The sequence below is a fragment of the Leifsonia sp. 115AMFTsu3.1 genome, from assembly GCF_004362795.1.
Lineage (GTDB): Bacteria > Actinomycetota > Actinomycetes > Actinomycetales > Microbacteriaceae > Leifsonia.
In genome coordinates, this window is sequence record NZ_SNYB01000001.1 from 2,194,199 (window position 1) to 2,218,861 (window position 24,663).

Annotated in this window: 28 protein-coding genes; 15 read left to right on the forward strand and 13 right to left on the reverse strand. The window is 70.1% G+C overall.

The genetic code is table 11. The features are described from left to right. Positions 1-22: 22 nt before the first annotated feature. Together AXZ95_RS10590 and AXZ95_RS10595 are read right to left on the reverse strand one after the other, a co-directional pair. Positions 23-241, reverse strand: a complete 219-nt coding sequence (locus AXZ95_RS10590) for a helix-turn-helix transcriptional regulator (protein WP_018191015.1) — start codon at positions 239-241, stop codon at positions 23-25. After that, positions 235-645, reverse strand: a complete 411-nt coding sequence (locus AXZ95_RS10595; protein ID WP_018191016.1) for a hypothetical protein — start codon at positions 643-645, stop codon at positions 235-237. The genes AXZ95_RS10590 and AXZ95_RS10595 overlap by 7 nt, the downstream gene beginning before the upstream one ends. A 129-nt stretch (positions 646-774) precedes the next feature. On the opposite strand from AXZ95_RS10595, the gene panD reads away from it, so the two are divergent. Next, a complete protein-coding gene (gene panD / locus AXZ95_RS10600) occupies positions 775-1,185 on the forward strand; it encodes an aspartate 1-decarboxylase (RefSeq protein WP_018191017.1) in 411 nt (136 codons plus the stop codon). A 6-nt stretch (positions 1,186-1,191) separates the two neighbouring features. Here panD and AXZ95_RS10605 read toward each other — a convergent pair whose 3' ends face one another. Both AXZ95_RS10605 and AXZ95_RS10610 read right to left on the reverse strand, forming a co-directional pair. Next, a complete protein-coding gene (locus AXZ95_RS10605) occupies positions 1,192-2,037 on the reverse strand; it encodes an MBL fold metallo-hydrolase (protein WP_018191018.1) in 846 nt (281 codons plus the stop codon). Between the two features lie 44 nt (positions 2,038-2,081). Continuing rightward, positions 2,082-3,251 carry an aldo/keto reductase gene (locus tag AXZ95_RS10610; protein ID WP_018191019.1) on the reverse strand — a complete coding sequence of 390 codons (1,170 nt, stop codon included), beginning with the start codon at positions 3,249-3,251 and terminating at the stop codon, positions 2,082-2,084. Between AXZ95_RS10610 and AXZ95_RS10615 the strand changes: the two genes are divergently transcribed. Beyond that, positions 3,250-4,179 (forward strand): AraC family transcriptional regulator, encoded by a 930-nt coding sequence (locus AXZ95_RS10615; protein WP_018191020.1) that lies wholly within the window; start codon positions 3,250-3,252, stop codon positions 4,177-4,179. The genes AXZ95_RS10610 and AXZ95_RS10615 overlap by 2 nt on opposite strands. On the opposite strand, the gene AXZ95_RS10620 is transcribed toward AXZ95_RS10615, so the two are convergent. The 4 genes from AXZ95_RS10620 to AXZ95_RS10635 are packed head-to-tail and all read right to left on the reverse strand — an operon-like array spanning position 4,092 to position 7,393. Beyond that, a complete protein-coding gene (locus AXZ95_RS10620; RefSeq protein ID WP_018191021.1) occupies positions 4,092-4,601 on the reverse strand; it encodes an ASCH domain-containing protein in 510 nt (169 codons plus the stop codon). The genes AXZ95_RS10615 and AXZ95_RS10620 overlap by 88 nt on opposite strands. Beyond that, positions 4,601-4,843 carry a hypothetical protein gene (locus tag AXZ95_RS10625; RefSeq protein WP_018191022.1) on the reverse strand — a complete coding sequence of 81 codons (243 nt, stop codon included), beginning with the start codon at positions 4,841-4,843 and terminating at the stop codon, positions 4,601-4,603. Before AXZ95_RS10625 ends, AXZ95_RS10620 begins: the two co-directional genes overlap by 1 nt. A gap of 44 nt (positions 4,844-4,887) precedes the next feature. Further along, positions 4,888-6,477 (reverse strand): alpha/beta hydrolase, encoded by a 1,590-nt coding sequence (locus AXZ95_RS10630; RefSeq protein WP_231374410.1) that lies wholly within the window; start codon positions 6,475-6,477, stop codon positions 4,888-4,890. 16 nt (positions 6,478-6,493) lie between these two features. Continuing rightward, positions 6,494-7,393 carry a LysR substrate-binding domain-containing protein gene (locus AXZ95_RS10635; protein ID WP_018191024.1) on the reverse strand — a complete coding sequence of 300 codons (900 nt, stop codon included), beginning with the start codon at positions 7,391-7,393 and terminating at the stop codon, positions 6,494-6,496. A gap of 111 nt (positions 7,394-7,504) precedes the next feature. Between AXZ95_RS10635 and AXZ95_RS10640 the strand changes: the two genes are divergently transcribed. Next, a complete protein-coding gene (locus AXZ95_RS10640) occupies positions 7,505-8,221 on the forward strand; it encodes an SDR family oxidoreductase (RefSeq protein ID WP_018191025.1) in 717 nt (238 codons plus the stop codon). A 19-nt stretch (positions 8,222-8,240) separates the two neighbouring features. Here AXZ95_RS10640 and AXZ95_RS10645 read toward each other — a convergent pair whose 3' ends face one another. Continuing rightward, positions 8,241-9,500 (reverse strand): hypothetical protein, encoded by a 1,260-nt coding sequence (locus AXZ95_RS10645; protein WP_018191026.1) that lies wholly within the window; start codon positions 9,498-9,500, stop codon positions 8,241-8,243. Between the two features lie 223 nt (positions 9,501-9,723). Between AXZ95_RS10645 and AXZ95_RS10650 the strand changes: the two genes are divergently transcribed. After that, entirely contained in the window at positions 9,724-11,022 is a 1,299-nt protein-coding gene (locus AXZ95_RS10650; RefSeq protein WP_018191027.1) for an alpha/beta hydrolase-fold protein, read from the forward strand. Between the two features lie 27 nt (positions 11,023-11,049). Here the strand turns inward: AXZ95_RS10650 and AXZ95_RS10655 are convergent, their stop codons facing one another. Continuing rightward, positions 11,050-11,718, reverse strand: coding sequence for a GAP family protein (locus tag AXZ95_RS10655; protein WP_018191028.1), 669 nt, complete (start codon positions 11,716-11,718; stop codon positions 11,050-11,052). A 119-nt stretch (positions 11,719-11,837) separates the two neighbouring features. Between AXZ95_RS10655 and AXZ95_RS10660 the strand changes: the two genes are divergently transcribed. Then, complete coding sequence (locus AXZ95_RS10660) at positions 11,838-12,470, forward strand: MBL fold metallo-hydrolase (RefSeq protein ID WP_018191029.1); 633 nt, start codon at positions 11,838-11,840, stop codon at positions 12,468-12,470. Between the two features lie 112 nt (positions 12,471-12,582). On the opposite strand, the gene AXZ95_RS10665 is transcribed toward AXZ95_RS10660, so the two are convergent. After that, positions 12,583-14,247: a SulP family inorganic anion transporter gene (locus AXZ95_RS10665; protein ID WP_018191030.1), complete on the reverse strand. Its 1,665-nt coding sequence runs from the start codon at positions 14,245-14,247 to the stop codon at positions 12,583-12,585. A 69-nt stretch (positions 14,248-14,316) separates the two neighbouring features. Here AXZ95_RS10665 and AXZ95_RS10670 point away from each other — a divergent pair, with 69 nt between their 5' ends. Together AXZ95_RS10670 and AXZ95_RS10675 are read left to right on the forward strand one after the other, a co-directional pair. Further along, positions 14,317-14,880: a hypothetical protein gene (locus tag AXZ95_RS10670; protein WP_018191031.1), complete on the forward strand. Its 564-nt coding sequence runs from the start codon at positions 14,317-14,319 to the stop codon at positions 14,878-14,880. Beyond that, positions 14,877-15,419 (forward strand): ATP-binding protein, encoded by a 543-nt coding sequence (locus tag AXZ95_RS10675; RefSeq protein ID WP_018191032.1) that lies wholly within the window; start codon positions 14,877-14,879, stop codon positions 15,417-15,419. Before AXZ95_RS10670 ends, AXZ95_RS10675 begins: the two co-directional genes overlap by 4 nt. Positions 15,420-15,475: 56 nt before the next feature. Here the strand turns inward: AXZ95_RS10675 and AXZ95_RS10680 are convergent, their stop codons facing one another. Both AXZ95_RS10680 and AXZ95_RS10685 read right to left on the reverse strand, forming a co-directional pair. After that, positions 15,476-16,147 (reverse strand): GAP family protein, encoded by a 672-nt coding sequence (locus AXZ95_RS10680; RefSeq protein ID WP_018191033.1) that lies wholly within the window; start codon positions 16,145-16,147, stop codon positions 15,476-15,478. Positions 16,148-16,170: 23 nt separating this feature from the next. Further along, positions 16,171-17,817, reverse strand: a complete 1,647-nt coding sequence (locus AXZ95_RS10685) for a SulP family inorganic anion transporter (RefSeq protein ID WP_018191034.1) — start codon at positions 17,815-17,817, stop codon at positions 16,171-16,173. 171 nt (positions 17,818-17,988) lie between these two features. Here AXZ95_RS10685 and AXZ95_RS10690 point away from each other — a divergent pair, with 171 nt between their 5' ends. The 8 genes from AXZ95_RS10690 to AXZ95_RS10725 all read left to right on the forward strand — a co-directional run bounded on the left by AXZ95_RS10690 (position 17,989) and on the right by AXZ95_RS10725 (position 24,655). Continuing rightward, entirely contained in the window at positions 17,989-19,380 is a 1,392-nt protein-coding gene (locus tag AXZ95_RS10690) for a DUF1254 domain-containing protein (protein WP_018191035.1), read from the forward strand. A gap of 96 nt (positions 19,381-19,476) precedes the next feature. Continuing rightward, positions 19,477-19,806, forward strand: a complete 330-nt coding sequence (locus AXZ95_RS10695; RefSeq protein ID WP_018191036.1) for a YciI family protein — start codon at positions 19,477-19,479, stop codon at positions 19,804-19,806. Beyond that, positions 19,803-21,041 (forward strand): DUF6596 domain-containing protein, encoded by a 1,239-nt coding sequence (locus AXZ95_RS10700; protein ID WP_018191037.1) that lies wholly within the window; start codon positions 19,803-19,805, stop codon positions 21,039-21,041. The genes AXZ95_RS10695 and AXZ95_RS10700 overlap by 4 nt, the downstream gene beginning before the upstream one ends. A 53-nt stretch (positions 21,042-21,094) precedes the next feature. Then, positions 21,095-21,538 carry a VOC family protein gene (locus tag AXZ95_RS10705; protein ID WP_018191038.1) on the forward strand — a complete coding sequence of 148 codons (444 nt, stop codon included), beginning with the start codon at positions 21,095-21,097 and terminating at the stop codon, positions 21,536-21,538. Between the two features lie 143 nt (positions 21,539-21,681). After that, positions 21,682-22,332 carry a hypothetical protein gene (locus AXZ95_RS10710; protein ID WP_018191039.1) on the forward strand — a complete coding sequence of 217 codons (651 nt, stop codon included), beginning with the start codon at positions 21,682-21,684 and terminating at the stop codon, positions 22,330-22,332. 29 nt (positions 22,333-22,361) lie between these two features. Beyond that, entirely contained in the window at positions 22,362-22,550 is a 189-nt protein-coding gene (locus AXZ95_RS10715) for a hypothetical protein (RefSeq protein WP_018191040.1), read from the forward strand. Between the two features lie 138 nt (positions 22,551-22,688). Further along, positions 22,689-23,285, forward strand: coding sequence for an exosortase R (gene xrtR / locus AXZ95_RS10720; RefSeq protein WP_018191041.1), 597 nt, complete (start codon positions 22,689-22,691; stop codon positions 23,283-23,285). Further along, complete coding sequence (locus AXZ95_RS10725) at positions 23,285-24,655, forward strand: glycosyltransferase family 2 protein (RefSeq protein ID WP_018191042.1); 1,371 nt, start codon at positions 23,285-23,287, stop codon at positions 24,653-24,655. Before xrtR ends, AXZ95_RS10725 begins: the two co-directional genes overlap by 1 nt. Positions 24,656-24,663 lie beyond the last annotated feature (8 nt).

Here is a 24,663-nt window from a genome sequence, read left to right on the forward strand (position 1 = left end):
TCTCCTGTCTCAGTACTGCTTCTCAGTTCTCCGGGTACTGGAAGACGTCGTCGAGGGGGACCCCGAACACCCGCGCCAGCTGGAAGGCCATCTCGAGGGAGGGGGAGTAGCGCCCCTGCTCTATGGCGATGATCGTCTGCCGTGTGACCCCGACCCGATCCGCGAGCTCGGCCTGCGTCATCTCGCCGGCGGCGAAGCGCAGCGCGCGAAGCGAGTTGGTCACGCGCGTGGGCTTCACCATTCCGGCATCCCCCGGAGGTAGGCGGTCAGCCGGGCGGAGGCGCCGACGATCGCGGAGAGCACGAACGCCAGGTAGACGGCGTTGGCGATCCAGAACCACGGCGCCTCGACGAGCGAGAGGATCAGCGCTGCGACGGCGCCGATGACGACGAACGCGCCCCCCACGCGCTCTCCGAACGCGAACACCTCGCGATCGCGCTGGTCCCGCTTTCCCGCATCCCGGCGGTTGCCGACCGCCAGCACGATCCGCGCCAGGATGTTGACCACGATCGCCCCGCCGACCGTCCACAGCAGGAGCGCGGCGTACACGTCGGTGCCCAGGGCGGCCAGCAGGATCAGATAGGTCGCATACCCGGCGACCGCGGTCACCAGGTAGACCCACGAGTTCTTCTCGTCGAACGACATCCGCCGCCTCCACCTCACTCGGTCATGTCAAAGTTTCTGTACATGGCGAGTGTAAGCGTGAGCAGACACGATGTCAAAGGTCTTTTACATGGGGGAATGGCAGCGACGACAACCTGGTTGGATGGAAGCGTGCTCCGAACGATGTTCAAGTCGAAGATCCACCGCGCGACGGTGACGCACGCCGACCTCCACTACGTCGGCTCGCTGACCGTCGACAGCGACCTGATGGCGGCGGCCGACCTGCTGCCGGGGGAGCAGGTCGCCGTGGTGGATGTGACCAACGGCGCGCGCTTCGAGACCTATCTGATCGCCGGGGAGCCGGGCAGCGGCGTCATCGGCGTGAACGGTGCGGCCGCCCACCTTGCGGAGGTCGGCGACACGGTCATCGTCATCTCCTACGCGCAGCTGGACGACGCAGAGGCCCGCACGTTCGTTCCGACCGTTGTGCACGTCGACGCGGCCAACCGGATCCTCGCGATCGGCGACGACCCCGCGGACGCCGTGACGCCGGGAGTCGAACGGCCGCCGCTCGCGCTCTGAGCAGTATCAGCCGCGCTCGGCGGTGATCGCCTTCGCCGCACCCCACAGCGAGCCGACGTTCGCGCGCCCGGGCTGCTTCAGCAGCATCCTCTCGTAGAAGCCCAGCGGGTCGCCCGGCGTCGTCTCGGTCTCCTCGATGTCGCGGAAGTACTGGATGGTCGCCTCGATGTCCGCGGGCGAGTCCGGGCGGTCCGGTTGCTTGTGCCCGCTGACCACCCACCGCGGCTCCAGGGCACGGAGACGCTCCAGGGCGGCCACCCAGGTGCGGCGCGTCTCCGCCGTCGTCTCGGCGAGGTACGGGTAGGTCGCGTTGTAGACCACGTCGCCGGCGACGACGAGTCCGGCGTCGGGCACCCACAGCGAGGTCGTCCCCTCCGTGTCCGTGTGGCCGGCCTCCACCACGATCAGGTCGTGTCCTTCCAGGCTGAAGCCACCCTCCACGACCTCGGGGAACTCCACCTCGGGGATCTGGCCCGGGAAGAGCCGGCCCCAGAAGTCGTCCCGCCATTCGGGCCGCGCCTGCACCTCCAGTTCGGCGACGGTGCCCGCGGTGGCCAGCGCCCGCACGCCGGGGAACGCGGCACGCAGCTGTCTCACCCCGTACGCGTGGTCACCGTGACCGTGGGTCAGATAGACGGCGGCGAGCGGGATGTCGCGCGACCGGATCCACTCGATCAGCCGCTCGTTCTGCGCGATGGTCGCGAACGTGTCCACCAGCACGGCCTCATGTTCGCCGACGATGAGGGTCGCCGTGTTGGTGACCCATCGCCATTCCTCGTTGCCGGGCGGGAGGTCGCGGGTGAGTCCTTCGCGTCGCTCCGTGTAGACCTCGAACGTCAGCGGGGTGGTCATGGTGCGTCCTCTCGTCGTCGCGTCGTCTCGTCGTCGCCGATCCGTCACCGCCGGCGCAGTGCGCGCTCGGCGAGTGCCGGGGGCGTGGCGTTGTAGCTATCGTCGTTGACCTCGGCGCCCGGCGCGACGACCGCGTCGATGCGGTCGAGCACGTCATCGCCCAGCACGATGTCGGCAGCCGTGAGCAGGCCGTCGAGCTGCTCCTGCGTCCGCGGCCCGATGAGGGCGGCGGTGACAGCGGGATGTGAGGTCACGAACGCGATCGCCAACTGCGGCATCGTGAGGCCGGCGTCGGCCGCGATCGTCTGCAGCTCGTCGACCGCCCGCACGCGCAGGCGGCCGGCTTCCGTCTCCGGGTCGTACAGTGCTGCCCGGCTCCTGGCGCGATGCGCCGTCTCGGTCCGCGGGCGGCCGGACAACCACCCGCCGTGCAGCGGGCTGTAGGTCATCACGCCCATCCCGAACTGCTGTGCGACGGGGAAGACCGAGCGCTCCGGCGTCCGCCCGAGGATGGAGTACATCGGCTGTTCGCTCACGAAACGATGGGTACCGTTCCGTTCGGCGACCCACTGCGCCTCGACGATCTTCTCGGCGGCGAAGGTCGACGCGCCGACGGCGAGCACCTTGCCGGCACGGATGAGGTCGTCGAGCGCCGACAGGGTCTCGCTCAGATCGGTCCTCCAGTCGTACCGATGGAGCTGGTAGAGGTCGATGCGATCCGTCTTCAGCCGGCGGAGGCTTCCCTCCACCGCCTGCACGATCCAGCGGCGTGAGGCGCCGGACTGGTTGGCGTCCTCGCCCATCGGGAGTCCGAACTTCGTCGCGAGCACCACCTCGTCGCGTCGCGAGGAGATGGCCGCGCCGACGATCTCCTCCGACTCGCCCTGCGAATACACGTCTGCGGTATCCACCAGGTTGATGCCCGCATCGAGTGCCCGGTTGATGATCCTGGCGCTGTCGTCATGGTCGGTGTTCCCCATCGCGCCGAACATCATCGTGCCCAGCGCCAGCTCGCTCACCGACCATCCGGTCGCTCCGAACGTCCGTCGTCTCATCGTGTCCTCCTCCAGAAGCGGATGTCTCCATGCCACCAGCCGGACGACGTGCGCGACGACCACGATCCTGCCGAAGGGCTGCCCGATCCTGCCGACTTCGACCGGATCGGGCACCCTCGCGTTGCCGCCACCGAGCCGCTGTGCTTCGCTACGAGCCATGGAACGACTGGAGGAGCTGCGCGCGCTCATCCTGCGGAGCGCCGCGGCAGCGGTCCGCCGCGACGTGGTCGATGGCGTGAGCATCGGCGTCGTGGAGTACGGAACGCGCCCGAGGGCGACGATGACGCATCCCTCCGTGACCGTGCTCGCGGGCGGCCGCAAGCGCACGAGCGTCGGCGACGTCGACTTCGTCTACGGGCCTGGGCAGTTCCTTGTCGCATCCCTCGACCTCCCGGTCACGGGTCACGTCGCCGAGGCGAGCCCCGACGACCCGTTCGTAGTCTTCAGCATGGCGTTGCGTCCGGCGGTCATCGCCGGTCTGCTCCTCGACACGGTGGACGTGGCCGACCCTCCGCGCTTCACCGGGATGGCGGTGGGGGAGGCCTCGGACGACCTCGTCGACGCAGTGATCCGGATGATGCGGCTGCTCGACTCCCCGGCGGATGCCGCAGCTCTCCGCGGGCCGACCGAACGGGAGATCGTGTGGCGCCTCCTCACCGGGCCGCAGGGCGGTCTGGTGCGGCAGATCGGCTCGGCGGACAGCGGCATCGCCCACATCTCGCGCGCGACGACGTGGCTGCGTGAGAATCTCGCCGAGCCGGTGTCCGTCGCGGCGCTGGCGCGGCTCAGCGGCATGAGCGTGTCCGCCTTCCATCGGCACTTCCGCGCGGCGACCTCGCTGACGCCGATCCAGTGGCAGAAGGCGTTGCGGTTGCGGCGGGCGCGCATCCTGTTCGCCGAGGGCGACACGACCGTCGCGGAGGTCGCCTCCGCGGTCGGCTACGGCAGCGTCTCGCAGTTCAGCCGCGAGTACCGCCGCACGTTCGGGCAGTCGCCGGGTCAGGATGCGGCACGGCTGCGTGCGGGCGCCTCGGAGGCCGACGACGGCATGGCCGGTGACGTTGCGGCCGGTGAACCGGCCCGGTGACGGCTGGGCAGCTCGACGACCTCGAACTCCGCCACCACGATCTCCGTATCGCCGTCGATGCCGGGCCAGGCCGCACGGTGGGCGGTCTGCCAACGGGCCGCCGCATCGTCGGTCCCACCCGCGACGGCGGGGCGCGCGGGCGCCAGGTCGACGTCGTCGACGCGGCAGGTGGTCACGGCCGCCAGCTCGACGATCGCGACCGGCTCGTCGGTCGAGTCGACCAGTTGGTAGCGGGTGCCGGGCACAGGAAGCGGCTCCCCGTCGCGGAGGTAGTCGGCGAGGGGAGTGGTGGTCGCCATCCGCGCTCCATCCAGGATGTGACGCGTGACGTCCTCGCGCTCCGGCCCCGGTCGGCCGAAGGCGACCACCGGCAGCTGCGCCGCGCGAGCCCGGAAGCGCGAGATGCGCTCGGCCGTCCGCATCAGGCCTCCTCCGGGAGCGGGTCGCCGTCGTCGTCCATCCGGTCCACCAGCCGGTACACCGCGCGGCGGGGCCAGTCGGTGCTGTCGTCGAGGACGAACACCTCCCACACCTCGTCGTCCCGGTACCGCGCCCGGCCCCGCAGAGCCGCGGGAGGCTGTCCGGGGCCCGCGGTCAGTCGGATCACCGCATCGACCAGACCCGGTCGCTGCATCACCGCTTCGAACGTGACATCGCCATCCATGTCTGCACCCTAGGGATGCGGACGGGCGCCGGAAAGCCAGCAGCTCAGCAGGTGGGCTGCGACGTCGGCACCGTCCCTCGGACGAAGTAGTCGTCGACGATGCCGTCGATGCAGCCGACCTTGCGCCCGTAAGCTCCGTGGCCCTCGCCCTTGAGCGTCACCAGGACCCCGCTCGACAGCAGCTTCGACAACGCGACGGCCTGCGAGTACGGCGTCGCCGGGTCGCCGGTGGTGCCGAGGACGAGGATGGGAGCGGCACCCGGCGCCGTGAAGTCCAGGGTCTCCGTCGGCTTGGGGTAGGGCCAGTGCGCACACGCCTTCTCGCTCGCCGCGAAATTGTCGTACACGCCGATGGAGCCGAGCACCGGCGCGGCCTTGCTGATCCGGTCGATGCCCTCCTGGAAGCCCGGGCTGTCGTCACGGGTGGGCTCCGCGCACCCCACGGCGACGAGCACATCCATCAGACGTCCGAAGTACTCGCCGTCCGGCAGACGTTCGTTGGAGCTGTCCGCCTGCTCGAAGACCGGTCCCGCGTCGCCCTTCTTCACTGCCCGCAGAACCTCGGTGACGGTGTCCCAGGCGAACTCGGCGTAGAGGTTATAGGCGATCGCGTCCACGACCGTGGACGAGTCGAGGAGCCGGCCGTCGGACGCCTTCAGCTTCGTGCGGTCGACGCTGAGGATGAGCTCGTGCGCCTGCTTCTTGGCCTTCGCCAGAGGGCCTTGTACGGGACAGTCGGCCGATTTCAGACATTTCGTGAGGTACGCGGCGAACGCTCGGTCGAAGCCGGCGGCCTGCCGGACACTGCTCTCGAACGAGCCGTACGGCGGCTCCACGGCGCCGTCGAGCACCATCCGTCCGACCTTGGCGGGGAAGAGTGCCGCATAGACGCTGCCGATGTACGTTCCGAACGAGATCCCCAGATAGTTCAGCTTTTCGTCGCCGAGCACGGCTCGCATCATGTCGAGGTCGCGGCTCACGCTGGCGGTGTCGATGTGCGCCAGCAGCGGGCCGGTGTTCTTCACGCACGCGTCGACCCACGCCTTCTGGCGCGTGTCGAGCTCCTTCTCCCAGCCGGCAGAGCCGTACGGGTCGCGGAACGTGCCGGACAGCATGCGGTCGCGGTCCCGATCGTCCGTGAAGCACACGATCGGGGTCGACTCACCGACCCCTCGCGGGTCGAACCCGACCACGTCGTAGTCGGACATGACGCCCTTCGAGCCCTGGAAACCGCGCAGGAACTCGATGCCGGAGCCACCCGGGCCGCCCGGGTTGATCAGCATCGAACCGCGCGCCTTTCCGCTCTCCGCCGGCCGCTTCGCGATCGCCAGCGTGATGCGCTCTCCGCCCGGGTTCGCCCAGTCGACGGGCGCGATGAGGTCGGCGCACTGCATCCCCGGGTCGAGGCACGGGGCCCACGACACATCCTGCTTGTAGTACGGCTCGAGTTCGGGGGCGACCTGCTCGTCCGTGTGCGAGCTGAGGGTGGTCGGGGGGACGATCTTCGGCTTCGCCGCCGACACGCACCCCGTCAGCAGCAGCGCTCCGACGACGGCCCCGGCGAGGAGGCGGAGACCGCCGAGACGATGGACGGATGTTCGGCGCGGGGGAGTCACTGACCTGCGGATGCTCATGCATCCACTATTTCAATCAGACGTGCGAGCGCGCATCCTCCGATCGGATGACGTCGGCGGTGGACGCGACCGCCACGAAGTCCTCCACGAGCGCCGAGCGCCGAGAGGCCTCCCAGCCCAGGTGGACCGCGGTCTCCGCCAGGTCCGCAACCGGCACAGCCCGCACATCCGGGCGCGTGTAGAACGTGGCGGTCGAGAGGGGGAGGACGGCGATTCCCGCTCCCATCGCGACCAGCTCGAGCTTCTCCTCGACCGTGCGGCTGGGCCTGCGCCCTGGCGCCCGTCCGCGGCGCGAGCCCCCTTCGGTCGCCGTCCATTCGGGCACCGCGGCGGGGTCCTGCAGGAGCTGCTCGCTGCTGAGGTCGGCGAGTCGCACCTCGGCGGATGCCGCGAGCGGATGCGTCGACGGGAGCATCGCGACCCGTGGTTCGGTGAACAGACGAACCGAGGCGATGCCGCCGGCGTCGAAGGGTTCGCGCAGGTAGCTGACATCGGCGCGGCCGTCCAGGAGGACACGCGACTGCTCTTCCCACGTCGTCCGCATGACCTCGACCGTCACCTCCGGATGCGTCTCGCGGAACGCGCGCACGGCACCGGTGACCGTGAGTCCCGGCATGAATCCGACGGTGAACACCGTCTCGCCGCGAGCCGCGACGGCGACACGGCGACGGACGGCGGCCGCAGTGGCGAGCAGGGTCTCGGCCTCGTCGCGCAGCATCCGCCCGTGCTCCGTCAGCTGCGTGCCCCGGGTGTCGCGCACGAACAGCTGAACGCCCAGCTCCGCCTCGAGCACCCGGATCTGCCGCGAGAGCACCGGCTGCGCGATCATCAGCGCCTCCGCAGCACGGCCGAAGTTGAGCGTGTCGGCGACCGCGACGAAATAGCGCAGTCGCCGCAGATCGAGGTCGGTGTTCATCTGTCGATGATGCCACTGATACCCATCGGGTGTCACCGGAGGCGGAAGAGGTCTTGGACGCTCGCGTCGGCTCGGCGGAACACTGGATCCGTCCCACCGAAAGGAACCCCCATGTCTCTGAAGAACTCGCACGTCGTCGTCATCGGCGGAAGCTCCGGCATCGGCCTGGCGACGGCCCGCGCGGCGCTCGACGCCGGCGCACGGGTGACCATCGCATCCAGCCGCACATCGAGTGTGGATGCGGCGCTCGCCCAGCTGCCCACGGCATCCGGTCGGGCGGTGAACGTCCTCGACTCCGCCGACCTGCGGGCGTTCTTCGCAGAGACGGGAGAACTCGATCACCTGGTCTACACGGCGGGGGAGCCGTTGAGCCTGATGCCGATCGACGAACTCGACCTCGACCGGGCAAGCGGCTTCTTCCAGGTGCGCTACTTCGGTGCGCTCAACGCGGTCGGCTCGGCGCTCGGTCATCTGGCGCCCGGCGCATCCATCACCCTCACGTCCGGCTCCGCCCGCACGCGGCCCGGAGCAGGATGGGCGGTCGCCTCCAGCCTGTGCGGCGCGATGACGAGCCTGGCCGGCGCACTCGCGGTCGAGCTCGCGCCTGTGCGGGTGAACGTGGTCGAGCCGGGCATCGTGCGCAGCCCGCTGTGGTCCGGGATGAGCGCCGACGACCAGCAGGCGATGTACGACCAGCAGGCTGCCGTCCTGCCCGTCGGTCGCGTCGGCGAGGTCGACGACATCGCCCGGGCGTTCGTCTACGCGATGACCCAGGAGTTCATGACGGGGACGTCCATCCCCGTCGACGGCGGCGCGCTGCTCGTCTGAAGCGCCTGCGGCCGGGCCCTCAGCGGCACTGCCCGGCGACCGCGATCTGCTGGTCGCTCGGGCGGCCGTAGGCCTCGATGCCGGAGCCCGGCACGTCGAAGCCCATCGCGATCGCCCACGCCGTCGCCCACATCTCGTCGTCGCCCTGGAAGGTGGGACCGTCGAACAGCGGCTTGCACTCCGGACGGACGACCTGCGCGTGGCCGACCTCGTGGGTGATCAGGGCCTTCGCGTTGATGTCCCCGTAGGTCCAGCCCTCCTGCAGGCTGAAGTTGAGGTCGATCGTCGCCCAGCCGCCGTCGCCCTCGTGGTACATCGTCGTCCCGGAGTACCAGCCCTCGCCCAGGCCGCTGACCTTCTCGTGCCACTGGAAGTCGAGGGTGACGCCGTGGGCGATGGAGCGGGCGTAGGCCTCCATTTGCGCGCGTACCGGATACGCCGGGTCCTGCTTGGCCGCCTCGCCGGCGGCCTGCGCCGTGTTGACGCCGTCGATCGCGGAGATCACGGCGAGCAGGCGCGAACCGTCGATGGTCGAGGCCGCCGAGACGTCCGCCTTCGCGTCGTCGATGGCGTGCCGCAGAGTGACCTTGCTCTCGTAGGTCGCGGAGGTGTCGGCCGTGAGCACCTGCTCGCCGTGCGCGGTGAGCTCGGCGGAGACCGCGGCCGCGCTGGTCGACACGGCCTTCTGCGCGGCGGTCAGGGCCTTCAGCTCCGCCGCCCGCGTGCGGCGGGTGGTCTCCTCCTGCTTCGCGAGCTGGAGAGTGCGCTGCACGTCGGCGGAGACGCTCCACGGCATCAGGTCGGGGCTGCCGGCGGCCACCTGCGGCGGGTCGAACGGAGTGAACTTCAGACCCTTCGACGCCTTCGTCAGTGACGCCTGAGCATCGGACAGCGCCTTCGCCGTCGACTCCTGCAGGTAGTCCGGACGCTGCTTCACACCCCATGCAGACAGCGACAACAGCGCCGCTCGCGCCTTGTCGATCGCCATTCCGCGGCGGTCGGTGACGTCGTCCAGGGCGGTGGATGCGGCCACCAGTTCACGGTGCGCCTGCGACTCGGCCTCCGCGGCGAGAGCGCGCCAACCCCATCCCGCAGCCAGCGTCCCACCGGTGATCAGCAGGAGGGCTGCGGTCGCGACGATCCAGAACCGGCCGCGGCGCCGCGGAGCCGAGGGCGTTGCAGGCGCCGGGGGCGCCGGGGGCGTCGACGTGTCGATCGGCGGAGCGGCCTGCGGGGCCACATCCTCGGGCTCGGGGCGGCTCTGTCGTTCGTCGCTCACGGGTTCCTCTCGCCGCCGATCTGCATGCATGCAAAAATCCGTCCCGGTCACTCTACGGTAATATTTCTCTCTCGCAAGACCCGTGCTCGGGGGGCGCGCACTGTCGATCTGCGAGCCTCCGCAGACTCTCCCGATGACCCCGGGCTGTTCGTTCGGCGAACACTTGTATAGTCGAGCTGCTTGAGGGGCCCGTCCTGCGGTCCGGGGGGAACGAGGGGGCCGCGTGTTCGACGGACTGCTGGCGCTGGACGTCGTCGATGGACCGGTGCCCGTGGTGGTGTTCGCGCTGGCGGCCGCGCTGCTGGTCGGGCTGCTGCTCCGCCGCCCGTCGATGCGCTGGCTGCTGCGGATCGCGCTCGCGGTCGTGGGAGGAATCCTGGCCGCCGTCGCGACCTGGCTGATCTGCATCCGCTGGCTGAACCTGTTCGGCGAGTCGCTGGGCTTCGGCAACTACGCCTGGATGGCGGTGGCCTTCGTCGGCGTGGCCATCGCCGTGGTCAGCATCCGGAGGCGCCCCGCCTGGCGCACGGCGGTCGCGATCGCCGCCGTCCCGGTGTTCCTCCTGGCGGCCGGCGTCGGCATCAACGCCAACTACGGGCTCAACCGCACCCTCGGCAGCGTTCTCGCCATCGCCGTCCAGAAGCCGCTGAAACTCGCCCCGCCCGCGCTCGCCTCCACGGGATACGACTCGTCGCTCTGGAAGCACTGGACGCCGCCGGCGGACATGCCCGCGCACGGGCTGGTCGGCACCGCGAAGATCCCGGCGACCACGAGCGGATTCCACGCGCGGGATGCCGGCCTGTACCTGCCGCCGGCGGCACGCGTCGCGCATCCACCCGCCCTTCCGCTGATCGTCATGATGATGGGGCAGCCCGGCAATCCCGACCCGGAGCCCATCGCCGAGGTGCTCGACCAGTACGCCGCCACCCACCACGGCCTCGCGCCGGTCGTCGTCGTCGCCGACCAGCTGGGCAGCCCGTACGACGACACGCTGTGCCTCGACACCGCGCGGTTCGGGAAGGCCGAGACCTACGTGACGACGGATGTGACGGCGTGGGCCGAGGGCCACCTCCCGGTCACGCGCGACCACCGGTTCTGGACGGTGGCCGGGTACTCCAACGGCGGGCTGTGCGCGCTGTCGTTCGCGATCGACCATCCGGAGCTGTACGGCGGCATCCTCGACATCTCGGGGGAGGAGTTCCCCGGTGCCGAGCATCCCGACGCGACCCTCCGCGACCAGTTCGGCGGCGACCGTCAGGCGTACGAGGCGGCTAGGCCGTTCGTCAAGCTGCGGCAGTTCCGGCATCCGGGCATGACGGCGATCTTCACCGCCTGCCGCGACGACCCCGCGTACCACCACGTCGCCCTTCGAGCGGCTGCCGCTGCCCGCGCGGCCGGGATCGACTCCGCGTTCGCCGATCTGCCGACCGGCGGGCACGGACGGGGCGCGCTGATGGGCGGACTGACCGAGGGGGTGCGGCTGCTGTATCCGCTGCTCGGGTTGGAGAAGCCGCCGGCCTGATGCGCGCGGCCCCGATCGCGGCCGCCCTCAGAAGCGCGAGAGCCCGTTGCCGATGATGACCGTCCCGATCACGGTCGCGACGATGATCGCCACCGTCGTGTCGTTACGCAGGAGCCAGCGTTCGGTCGCGGCGAGCGCCGGTCGCGCCTTGTCGGGACGGATGAGGGCGAACAGTGCCGGGCCGCCGACCGAGCTGCCCCCGATGAGCACGTAGATGGCGATGACGATGACATCCTCGGACACCGGGAGTTTCGCCGGCCCGATCACCAGACCGGCGGCGATGGCGAGCAGGATGGACTTCGGCCGGATGTTCAGCGCGAATCCCAGCCCGAGGGCGGGGAGGGAGCGCATCCTGCCGAGGGCCACCATCCACCGGGGGAGCGTCTCGCGTTCCGCCGCCTGCGGGTGCCGTCGCAGCTCGATGACCGCGTAGACGAGCAGGGCGACGCCGACGAGGATCTCCAGGACGCCGACGAAGGGCTCCGGCCCGACCGAGGTGTTCGCCGGGATGGCGTGCAGGAAGATCGCGAAGAGCGACGTGATCGTGACGAGGCCCGCGACGTATCCGACGACGAACAGGGTCGGCACGCGGGGCCGGGCGGCGCCGAGCAGAAGGACGAGCACGGCGAGGATCGGCACGGAGCTGAGCGCGACCGCGACGGCCAGCGGCAGGAGCTGCCCGATGACGCTCAGCATGCGACTCCTTTCGCCGGAGAGCCCGCGGCGAGTCGGCTGTCCGTGCGCCGTCCGCTCAGCCGAGAGTACGACAGCGGGCACCTGTGCGGACAGGCACGGCACCGTGCGAAGCTGAGCACATGCAGCTTCTCACCGACGGCGTCTACCGCTTGCGGAGGGTCACGGGCGCCAACGCGTATCTCGTCGACACGGGCGACGCCTCCGTCGTCATCGACACCGGGACGCCCGGTGGCGCATCCGCCCTGATCGCCGAGCTGCGGGACGAGCACGGTCTGGGCCCGGTCACCGACATCGTGCTCACCCACTACGACCCCGATCACGCGGGGTCGGCTGCGGCGCTGCAGCGGGAGACCGGAGCCCGGGTGTGGATCGGCGCTCGGGATGCCGACATCCTCCGCAGCGAGACACCGCCGCCGACGCGGTTCCGCCGCTTCCTGGCGCGGGTCTGGCGTGCCAGCGAGGTTCCGGCGAGCCTGCACGAGCTGCCGGACGCGGGGGAGACGGAGATCGTTCCCGGCGTGCGTGCGATCGCCGCGCCGGGCCATACGCCGGGCCACGTCATCGTCGAGTACCGCGGCGTGGTCTTCGCGGGCGACGCGGTGATGGTCTCGAAGGGCCGCCTCCGCCAGATGCCGTCCGTCCTCACGAGCGACAAGCCCCAGGCGCTCGAAACCGAGCACCTCATCGCGTCCCTCCGCCCGCGCCTCGTGTGCCCCGGCCACGGGGCCCCCGGCCGTCTCACCGCCCCCTGACCCTCCGCATCTCACCCCTCCGCCCACCGTCGAGTCCGCAAACTTTGCACGCTCCGGGGGCTCACAGCGTGCAGTTTGTGCGGACTCGACGGTGGGCGATACGAGGGACGGGTCACTCGCGGGCGACGGAGCGCTGGGCGTCGGCCCAGGCGAGCTGCACTGCTTTGCCGATCCACTCGGTGCCCTGGTACACGTTCTCCTCGCCGAGCTCCGCGAGGAGCCCGCTCGCGGCGAGCTGCTGGCGCACCGCCGCCTCACTGATGACCAGCTTCACCCGGGATGAGGCGGCGGCCAGGCTGCGCGCGTAACGGCGGAGGGAGTCGATGAGCGCCAGGTCCAGTTCGTCGGTCCCGCGCAGCCGGATGATCACCACCGAGCCCTCCGTCTCCTCATCGACCTTCGGCAGCTGCCGCTCGAAGGAGGGCGCGCTCGCGAAGAACAGGCTCCCGTACGGCTGCAGCACGATCACCTCGCGCCTGCCCACGGTTGCCGGCGGATCCGATTCGCGCATCCCCCCGCTCTCATCGAGGTGCACCTGCCGCACCCGCAGCCGGTTCGACTGCCGGGCGACGAAGAGGATGATGCCGAGCCCGACACCGGCGAGCACGGCGAACTGCAACGGGATGACAAGGGTCAGCACGAAGGTGACAGCCATGACCGCTGTGGGCAGGATCCCGCTCTTCACCACCGAGTAGACACGGCTCGGCTTGATGGCCGCGTAGCCGATCGTCATGAGCAGCCCTGCGAGCGCCGGCATCGCCGTGAGCGCCACGATGCCCGACGCGAACACGATGACCAACGCCATCGTCACCCCGGCGACGAACAGCGCCAGCTTCGACCGCGCTCCCGCAGTGACCAACAGAGAGGACCCCGACATCGACCCGCCGACGGGCATTCCGCGGAACAGCCCCGACACGATGTTGCCGACGCCCTGCCCGATGAAGTCGCGGGATGCGTTCGCCGGCCGCCCGCTCGCCGTCGGGATGCCCGCGGACACCCCGGCGCCCTGGATGAGTCCGACGAGCGCCAGGGACACGGCGGGGATCAGCAGATACGGGACATCGCCGATCGACGGCAGGGTGGGCAACGGCAGCCCGGCCGGAACCACGACGATGTCGCCGAGCAGCGGCACCCGCGCATCCACCCACAGATTCAGAGCGGCAGCCGTTAGCGACCCGACGACGACCGCGATCACGAGCCCGAACCCGCCCACCGGTGTGCGCTGCAGCACGACGATGGCGAGGATCGTGACGGCACCGACGATCACGGTCGGGATGCTCCATTGCGGGATGTGCCGGAGCAGGTCGATCGACCGCGTCACCCGGTTGCTGCCTTCCCCCGAGTAGCCGGTGAACGCCGATAGCTGGCCGAGGATGATGTTGACGCCCACCGCGGTGATGAACCCGGTCATGACGTCGGCGGGGACGAAGCGGATCAGCCGTCCGCCCTTCAGCAACCCGGCGATGCACATGACCAGCCCGGTCATGAGGGCGAGCGTGAAGAGCGCACGGTCCGGGTCGGGTCGCGTCTCCAGGTTCGCGTCCTGGATGACGAGGGCCATCGCCCCGGTCGCCTGCACCGCCATGAACGTGCTGCTCGTGAGCACGGCCGCGCCGACCATCCCGTACAGGTACGCGTAGAGACCGGCGAGCGGATTGACGCCGGCGAGCAGCCCGGACGCCAGGCCGTCCGGCACGCTCTCGATGCCGAGGACGATCCCGGCGATGGCGTCCTTGACGATGTCACGGCGACGCAGCCGTCGCTTCTTGGCGCGCACAGGCCACAGGGTAGCGACGGCCGCCGCTCCCGGCTGGACAGCAGTTGAGCCCTCGGATAGATTCCCACCGTGCCGACCACCACTGCGACGAAGGCGCTGCTGATCGGCGGCCGCTCGGGAGTCGGCAAGTCGACGGTCGCGCTGGCGATCCACGACATCCTCTCGGCCGGCGACGTCGCGCACGCCATCATCGAGGGCGACAACCTCGACCTGGCGCACCCAGCCCCGTGGGGCGCGTATCCGGAAGCGCTGCTCGCGGAGCGAAACCTCGCCGCGATGTGGACCAACTACCGCGACCTGGGATACGGCCGCCTCGTCTACACGAACACGGCGGCCGTGGTCACGATCCCGCAGCTGCGGCAGGCACTCGGCGAGGATGCGGAGATCGCGGCCGTCCTCCTGCAGGGCAGCGACGAAGCGGTCCGGGGACGGCTGGCCCAGCGCGAGCGCGGCGCATCCTTCGACGCCCACCTGGCGCGCAGTGCGGCAGCTGCGGTACGGCTGGAAGCCCACGCCCCCGAGTCCGTGATGCGCATCGACACGACGGGCAGGACGCCGGAGGAGGTCGCGGTCGACATCCTCCGCACGGTCGGCTGGCTTCCGTCCAGCCCGTCGACGCGGGCGACTCGGTGACCACCCGCAACGCACCTCTGCTGGTTGTCATGTGCGGGCGCTCGTTCTCCGGAAAGTCGACGCTCGCGCTCGCGCTGGCTGACCGGCTCGGGGCGCACCGGGTGAGCCTCGACGCCATCAACGAAGAGCGTGGACTGCGCGGCGGCGACGGCATCCCGGTGTCCGAATGGATGCGCACCAACGACGAAGCGTCGGCTCGTGTCGAAGAAGCGCTCAGCGCAGGACGCGCCGTCGTCGTCGACGACACGAGTTCGCCGCGGTTCCTCCGCGACCGCTGGCGTGAGCTCGCCGCCCGCGCTCACGCCGAGACGGCCCTCGTCTTCGTCGACGCCCCGGAGGAGCTGATCCGCGCGCGTCTCGCGGCGAACCGCAGCGACCTCGCCCGCCACGACGTCACCGACGACGTGATGGGTGCGCATCTGGGCGACTTCGAGGCTCCGGGCGCGGACGAGCGCGCGATAACGGTGGATGCGCGCACACCTGTCGACGCCTCCGTCGCCCAGGTGCTCGCCGCCTTGGCAGAGCGCTACCCGTCCTGAAGGGCGCGGAGCAGCAGCCGTGGCCTTCTCCACCACGCCGAGACTCTCGAGGGCCGTCAGAACTCCCCGAGTCCCTTGCCGATCAGCACGACGCCGATCACCAGGAGCAGCACGGCCATGATGGTGGCGTTGTTGTAGACCAGCCAGGCGCGCAGGGATTCGAGCGGCCGGGCCATCCGGGCGGAGGCGGCCAGGTAGGCGATGACGGGGATGGCGACGGTGGATGCGGCGATGACCGTGTAGACGATCACCGCGACGACCGTCTCCGCCGTCGTCTGCGCGTCGGAGCCGATGGCGACGCCGGCGGCGACACCCATGAGCAGGTTCTTCGGGTTGAGGGCGGAGAGGAGGAAGCCGAGCACGAGCGCTCGGGCGCCCGTCATCGTGTCGATCGCCGACATCCACTTCGGCAGCGCCGGTTCGGTACCGACCTTCGGGCGCCCGCGCCACTGCTGCACCGCGAGCACGAGCAGCAGCAGGCCCAGCACGATCTCGACGGTGCCGAGGATCGGCTTCGACTCGGAAGGGTCGCCCTGCGGGAGGACCGACGAGAGGAGGGTGAACACCACGACGGCGACGACGATGCCGAGCAGCCAACCGAGGAGGAAGCCCAGGCTGGTCCCGCGCGCCTTCGGCGACAGCAGCATGAGGATCGCCGCGATGATCGGGATGGGACTGATCGCCACGCCGAGCGCGAGCGGGATGACGTCTCCGATGACCGGTCCCATAGTGTCCTGCTTTCTCGTGGCCGTCAGCCGACGGAGGGGGCGCCGAGGTCCGCGAGCGCGGCCCGGTTGGTCGGGTAGAGGCGCTCGTCGTCGAGCACGCCGAGGTCGCGCATCCAGTCGACGAGCTCGGTGCGCGGCCGGCTGAACGACAGGGCGACGCCGTTGTCGTGCAGCCAGGCCTTCAGGCCGGCGAAGGCCTCGGCGCCGGTTACGTCGATGTCGGTCACCGCTTCGAGGTCGAGTACGACGTTGCGGACGCCGCTCGCTGAGGTGACCGCGCGCTTGACGGCGTCGGCGAAGACCGACCCGTTCGCGAAGAAGAGGGGAGCGGCGAGCCGGATGATCACGATGCCCGGGGCCGTCGTCGCCCCGCGCGGCGCCGGGTCGAGCAGCGACGAGTGCGGGTCGCCGTCCGCCTCCAGAACGTCGATCGCGGGGGAGGAGGCCCGCTGGGCGAGGTTGATCAGCGCGAGGACGAAGGCAACGAAGATGCCCGGGATCGCGCCGATCAGCACGGTCACGACGAAGCAGACGGCGCCGATCGCGAACTCGAACCGGTCCTGCCGCCACAGCTCCCCGAATTCGCGGATGCCGAGCAGCGGGATGATCGCGACCCCCACGATCGCGCCGATGGCAGGCGAGGGGATGTGCTCCAGCAGTCCCGTGCCGAACACGAGCAGCAGCAGAGTGCCGACCGCCGCGACCAGCGACGGCAGCTGGGTGCGCGATCCCGCCTGGTCCATCGCGGCGGTGCGGGAGGTCGACGACCCGACCGCGAATCCGCCCGTCGCGCCGGCGGCGACGTTCGCCGCCCCGAACGCGAGCAGGTCGCGGTTGGGGCTCGTGCCGTAGCGGTGCTTCTCGCCGTAACTGCGCGCGACGAGCAGCCCTTCGGCCATGGTCACCAGCGTCAGCGCGATGGCCGAGGGGATGAGGGCGAGCCAGCGACCCCAGTCGAGCACCGGCCAGGTGAGGGTCGGCGGACCCGCATCCACCGGGCCGAGCACGGAGACGCCCTGCGCCTCCAGCCCGCTGGCGACGACGGCCACGGTCGCGACCACGAGCACGATCAACGCCCACGGGACCGCCCGGGCGACGCGCTTGCCGACCACGAGCACGACGACGGACAGGGCGGCGATCAGCACCGACCATCCGTTCAGCGTGGGCAGCCCGGTGACGAGCGCGCCCACTTTGTCGGTGAACTCGGCACCCGAGTCGATCTTCACCCCGAGCATCTTCGCGATCTGGCTGACCAGGATGTCGAGCGCCAGCCCGCCGACGAACCCGACCAGGATGGGCTTGGAGAGGAAGTTCGCCAGGAACCCGAGCTTGAGCACCGCCGCGAACGCGAACAGCACCCCGCAGATGATCGCCTGCGCGAACGCCAGGGTGAGGTAGTCGGCGGATCCCGCGACGGCCAGTCCGCCGATGGAGGAGGCGACGAGCGCGGCCGCCGCCGCATCCGGCGACGCCACCAGCTGCCGGGACGACACGATCAAGACGTACACGATCGCGGGGAGCACAAGCGCGTACAGCCCGGCCGTGGGCGGCAGCCCGGCGATCTGCGCGTAGCCGATGTTGAGCGGCACGGCGATGGCCAGCAGCGTGACGCCCGCGACCGCCTCACCGCCGGCATTGCGCCAGGTGAGACCCGCGAGCGGTCGCTGCATGCGCTCAGTCTGAGGGGAGACGGATGGGCCGCGCTAGAGCCTGATTTTCGCCGGACACCGCCCCTAGACGCTGGCCCGCTCGATCAATATCCTGGCGCCACGTGCCGCGACGACGCGAGCGCATCGTACGGTCGGGGGACGTCGACCCGACCTCGTGGGAGGGACGAAACCATGACCGTCGAGTTGCCCGGACGCCTGGCCGGCCTCCCCAGCGACGGCGACCTGCCGTCGCGCGAGGCGATCCCGACGATCTTCGACGAACTGGACTACCAGCTCGCCTGCCAGGCGTACCTCTGGGCTCTGCCGCTCGTCTCCTACGCGCAATGGAAGACCCAGCACTACGACGTGTTCGGCGCCACCGGTAGCGACCTGGTGCGGTACCTCAGTTACCGGGATCGGCTGGGACTCATCACGGCGAACGCGACGACCCCGTACATCCTGAACTTCTTCGACCTGTCCGCGAGCGGCCCCCTGGTGATCGAACTGCCCGCCGGACCGACCGCGGGAGGCGTCTCGGACTTCTGGCAGCGCGAGGTCGGCGCGATGGGCGAGATGGGCCCGGACCGCGGTCAGGGCGGAAAGTACGTCATCCTCGGCCCCGGCATGGACGAGCCGGATGGTCTGGGCGACGACTATCGCACGCTGCGGTCCTCCGGCGTCAACATCATGTTCGGGTTCCGCACCCTCGACCCCGACCCGGAGCGCGCCGACGCCCTGGTGCGTGCCGTGCGGATCTACCCATACGCCGATCGCGAGAACCCGGCACCGACGCGCATCGTGTCGCCCGACGGCCGCCCCTGGACCGGCGACCAGCCGCGCGGGCTCGATTACTGGAGGCGGCTGCACGACATCTATCAGAGCGAGGTGGTGGACGAGCGCGACCGCTTCTACCTCGCCATGCTCAAGCAGCTCGGCATCGAGAAGGGGAAGCCGTTCGAGCCGTCCGAGCGGCTGGTCAGGATCCTCGAGCAGGGAGCGGCGGCGGGGGAGTTGATGGCGCAGGCGAACACGTTCGCCAAGCGGTTCGCGCAGGGCGCCTACTGGCCGGACCGGCGCTGGGAGCAGGCGATCGTCCTCGACGACTCCGCACAGCGCGGCGATGGATATGACGAGCTGCTCGAACGCGCCTCCTGGTTCTACGAGGCGGTCAGCTTCTCGGAGGCGATGAAGAGCCAGACGCCCGGCGTCGGCCAGGCGTATCTCGGCGCGTACACCGACGGCGACGGCGCGTGGCTCGACGGCGGCCGCAGCTACACCCTCCACGTGCCCGCGGATGTCCCGGCGAAGCTGTTCTGGTCGGCCACCGTCTACGACGTGGCCACACGCTGCCTGATCGACACCGAGCAGCAGCGCGGCGACCGCGGCTCGCGCGACCCCGAGCTGGTCACCAACGCCGACGGCTCCGTCGACCTGTTCTTCGGCCCGACACCGCCCGCGACCGGCGACACGAACTGGGTGCAGACCATCCCGGGCAAGCACTGGTTCTCGTACTTCCGCCTCTACGGCCCGCTCGAGCCGTACTTCGATCGCAGCTGGAAGCTCGGGGACATCGTCCCGGTCTGAGGTGGATCCGCCCGAACTGTCGAAACGCGACGCCCGCGTTCGTAGCAGGGGTGGAGGCTGCCGCGAGGAGGCGGCCCGAAGGGAGAGGATGTGCGCATGCAGTATCTCGTGAACGTCATCGACAGCCGCAGCAACTCGGGCACCGAGGAGGAGGCCGTCGCCATCGACGCCTTCAACGACAAGCTGCGGGCCGGTGGCCACTGGGTGTTCGCCGGCGGACTGGCCGACCCGTCCGTGTCCACCGTCATCGACGGGCGCGGCGACGAGCCCGTCTTCACCGACGGCCCGTTCGTCGAGGCGAAGGAGTGGGCGGCCGGCTTCTGGCTGATCGAAGCACCCGACCTCGACGTCGCCCTGGAGCTGATGGCCGAGGGCTCCAAGGCCTGCAACCGCCGGCTCGAGGTGCGACCCCTCCTCGTCGTGTGACCACTCTTCGACGGGTCACCGCCGCGGACGACGCCCTCACCCGGGCCCACCGCGAGGAGTGGGCGCGGGTCGTCGCCACGCTCGCCAAGCGGTTCGGCAGCCTCGATCTGGCGGAGGAGTCGGCCGCCGAGGCCTTCGCGACCGCCGCCGAGCGCTGGCCCGTCGACGGTATCCCGCCGAGTCCCGGCGCGTGGCTCACCACCACCGCCACCCGTAAAGCTATCGACCGCATCCGCCGCGAGAGCACCCGCGACGCCCGGCACAGGGAGGCGCACCTCGTGTACGACACGCAGCCCGAGCCGGTCGGCGCGGTCGACGACGACCGGCTGCGACTCATCTTCACGTGCTGTCATCCGGCTCTCGCCATGGAGGCGCGGATCGCGCTGACCCTGCGGATGGTGGGCGGCCTCGGCGTGCCCGAGATCGCCCGCGCGTTCCTCGTCCAGGACACCACGATGGGCGCCCGCATCACCCGGGCGAAGGCGAAGATCGCGGCGGCGAACATCCCGTACCGGCTGCCGACCGCTGACGACCTGCCGCAGCGGGTCTCCGGTGTGCTGACCGTGCTGTTCCTGATCTTCAACGAGGGATACCTCGCCTCCGGCCCCGACACTGCGCCGGTGCGGCGCGATCTCACCCGGGAGGCGATCCGCCTCACACGGCTCCTCCACGAACTCCTGCCGGACGACGGCGAGGTCACCGGGATGCTCGCGCTCATGCTCCTGAGCGAAGCGCGGAGCGACGCCCGCGTCTCGTCCACCGGCGAACTGGTGCCGCTGGGGCAGCAGGACCGCGGGATGTGGGATGCGTCCCTCATCGCCGAGGGCCACGCCCTCGTGCGCGAACGGCTGGCGTCGGGCCAGCCGCCCGGCCGCTACCAGCTGCTGGCGGCGATCAACGCCGTGCACACGGACGGAGACGCGCCGGACTGGGCGCAGATCGTCGCACTGTACGACCAGCTGGCGGTGCTCGATCCGTCGCCCATCGTCCGGCTGAACCGCGCGGTCGCGGTGGGGGAGCAGGACGGCCCGGCGGCCGGCCTCGCGCTGCTGGACGCGCTCGCCCCTCAGCTGTCCGGCTACCACCCCTTCCACGCGGCGCGCGCGCTGCTGCTGATGCGGTTGGGACGGGAGGTGGATGCACGCGCCGCGTACGAGGCCGCGCTCGCCCTGACGGACAACGCGGCCGAGACCGCCTACCTGACCCGCCAGCGGGACCGCCTCGCCGCGCGCTGAGACGGCCCGATAGCATGGCGCCACCGCCGTCCGACCGCTCAAGGAGACGCCCCATGCCCATCGCCCTGGACAACGTCGGCATCGCCGTCGACGACATCGAAGCCGCGATCGCGTTCTTCACCGACCTGGGCCTGACCGTGCTCGGGCGCGACACGGTCAGCGGGGAGTGGGCGGACACCGCGGTCGGGTTGGACGGCAACCACGCGAAGATCGCGGTGCTGCAGACGCCGGACGGCCACGGTCGCCTCGAATTCTTCGAGTACCTGCACCCGGACGCGATCCCGACGCCACCGACGCTCCCGAACGAGATCGGCATGCACCGCGTCGCGTTCTCCGTCGACGACATCGACGCGTCGCTGGCGATCGCGGCCCGACACGGCTACTACCCGCTGCGCGGCGTCGCGACCTACGAGGACATCTATAAGCTGACGTACCTGCGCGGGCCGAGCGGAATCCTGCTGATGCTGGCGCAGAAGCTGACGCCCTCGGGGGAGTGAGTGGTCCTGCGGACTACTCAATAGCGCCGCGCGGGGCACGCAGCGCACTACTCTATAGGCCCGATTCCGCCTGAGTAGAAGTAAGGGGCCGGTGATCCTGGGTGAGCTTCCCTTCGTGGAAGCGAACACCCGAAAGGAACACTATGACGAAACTTCGTAACGCCGTACTAGCCGGCGTTCTGATCACCGGCATCGGGGGTGTCGGAGTCCTCACAGCGACGCCTGCCTTCGCGGAGATCGTGGCGACCCCCGCTGGCACTCTGATCAGTGCCACCGGACCCATCGGTCAAGACTTGGACGTCGCCATGACAGGCACAGCTTGGACACTGAGTGAGCCAACCGGCATCATCAGCGTCGAACTGGGTCTGCCCGCGGGCACCGTCTGGCGGAACAGCTTCAACGGCGTGCCCGGCACGGAGAACAGCCCGGGAAATCCCGATAAGGGCTTCGCCACAACAATCGACGGAGTCAACTACAACCTCTTCCCCCACAGTCTCACCGGTATTTGGACTCTCCAGATCAACACGACTGGGCTCGTGCCCACCATCACGGAGGTGAAGATTCCGACGCTCAAGCTCGGCCAGACCACCCCCGCGCCGCTCCAAACACAGTTGACGTTCAACATCAAGCAGCTAACCGGCGAACCCGAGATTTCGGGCACGTTCACGTGGACGGACGACCAGCCGGCGATCCCCGTGATCGCCCCGGCGATCGGCGGCGCAGCCGCTATCGCGGGCATCGGTCTCGCGGGCATCGTCCTCGTCCGACGCCGCCGCACCGCCGAGCAGGCGTAACACTCCCACCAGATTGGACAGGTGACGTCATGTACGGAACCGCAACCCCGATCGTCGGCGGGATCGCCGGCGCCACAGCCCTCGCCACGACCGGATTCGACGCCTTCGCCTACACGTTCGTAGCGGCCGCGTTCGTCCTGGTCGGGCTGGCGCTCGTGCGCGCCAACTACATCCGTCGGCGTCGCGCCACCCGCGCGGCGACGGCCGCCTCGGCCTGACCGGCCGAGCAGCAGAACCTCCGGGGTCGCGTCCCTAGCGCGACCCCGGGGCTCCGCCGGCCTCTCCGCGCCGCCTCACACCCGTTCATCCGCCCACCGACGTGGGCTGCTTTCCCGAGCCCACGAAGGAACCCGACGATGTCCACCATCGCTCCCGCTACCCCCGCGCCCTCCCGGCGCGCCGCCCGACGGCTGCTGACCGCGGCCCGCATCCTCCTCGGCCTCGCCGTCGTCGCGCTCGGCATCCTCTTCCTGGTCAAGGAGTACTCCGCCCGCCTTCTCGAGGCGCAGGTCGGTGCCTGGCTGGTCGACACGCTCTTCGCGACCAACGCCCTCCCGTCGCTCAGCGCAGGAACCCCGGCCGTCGTCTTCGGCGTCCACGACACGTTCCTGGCGCTGCGCATCACGATCGAGTGTTCGATCGCCCTCTACGCCGGCAGCATCGTCATCTTCGGCGGACTGCTCATGATGCTCCCGCGCCTGCGGACCGTGCGTGTCGTCGTCGCCACCGCCCTCGGCGCGGGTCTGATGATCCTGCTGAACCAGGTGCGGATCGTCGGCCTCGCGTGGGTGCTCTCCGAGTACGGACGCGACGGCTTCGAGTGGGCGCACAGCCTCGGCGGCAGCTTCCTGATGACCGCCGGACTCGTCGTCAGCCTGGGCGTGTTCCTCGGGATCGTCCCGCGACGCCGTCCGCGCCGCCGCTTCCGCTCGACAAGAACGGCGGTGCGCTGATGGACCTGCTCTTCCCCGTCCTGAACACCATCGCCGGTGTCGTCATCTCGCTGTCGCTGGTGTACTTCCTCGCCGCGATGGGCGCCGGGATGCACGAGCTCCGCAAGAACAAGACCAAGCTCGGCGTGCAGGGAGACGCCCGCTACGAGCAGCCGTTCCTCGACGAGCCGGAGACGTTCGACGTCTACTTCCTGGTGCCGTGCCTGAACGAGGAGGCCGTCATCGGCGCAACCGTCGGTGCCCTCGCGCCGGGCCGCCGCAGCACGACCATCGTCATCGACGACGCCTCCGACGACCGCACGGCCGAGGTCGCCCGCGAGCAGGGCGGACCGAACACGATCGTCCTCAGCCGGCAGCTCCCGAACGCGCGCACCGGCAAGGGGGAGGCGCTCAACGACGCCTACCTGCTCGTCCGTCGGCTCGTCGAAGAGCGCGGCCAGGATCCGGCCCGCGTGCTCATCTGCGTCATGGATGCCGACGGCCGCCTCTCCGACGGCGCACTGTCGCACGTCCTCCCGATCTTCGAGGACCCGAAGGTCGGCGGCCTTCAGCTCGCTGTGCGCATCCGCAACCGCAACACCAACTTCCTCACCCGCTTCCAGGACTTCCAGTTCTGGTCGATGTCGGCCATCACGCAGTTCGGCCGCCGGAAGACCGGCACGGTCAGCCTCGGGGGCAACGGCCAGTTCACCCGCATGTCGGCCCTCGAAGGACTCGACGGGATGCCGTGGTCGGCTTCCCTCACCGAGGATCTCGACCTGGCCATCTCGCTGCTCATCAAGGGCTGGACGCTGGAGACGACTCCCGCGGCGTCGGTCGACCAGCAGGGCGTCGAGTCCCTCCGCCGGCTCATCGTGCAGCGCCGCCGCTGGTACCAGGGCCACATGACGGCCGGCAAGCGCATCGTCGACATCTGGAAGAACCCCGACCTCTCCAACGCGCGCATGTTCGAGATGTCCGCCTACCTCTCCGTGCCGTGGCTGTTCGACCTGCCCTGGTCGATCCTCTGGCATTGGCTGCTGTTCACGTTCATCGTCCGTGCCGACTCGGTGTTCTCCTACGTCGACGGCCCGCTGTCGCTCGTCGTCGGCCTGCTCGCGTGGTACGTGCTCACGTTCGCGCCGTCGATCCTCACCACGGTCGTCTACCTGCGACGCGACCGTCGGGTCGGGCTCGGCTGGGCGATCCTCATGGGTCACGCCTTCCTCGTCATGAACTACCTCTCGTTCGCCTGCGCCTGGGGAGCGCTGCTGCGGATGATCCAGGGCCGCACCGGGTGGGACAAGACCGCACGGTCGGCCGAACCCGGGGGAGCGACCGCATCCCCGTCCACCACCTCCGCGGCCGCCTCCGCGCCCGCGTCACACTAAGGAATCAA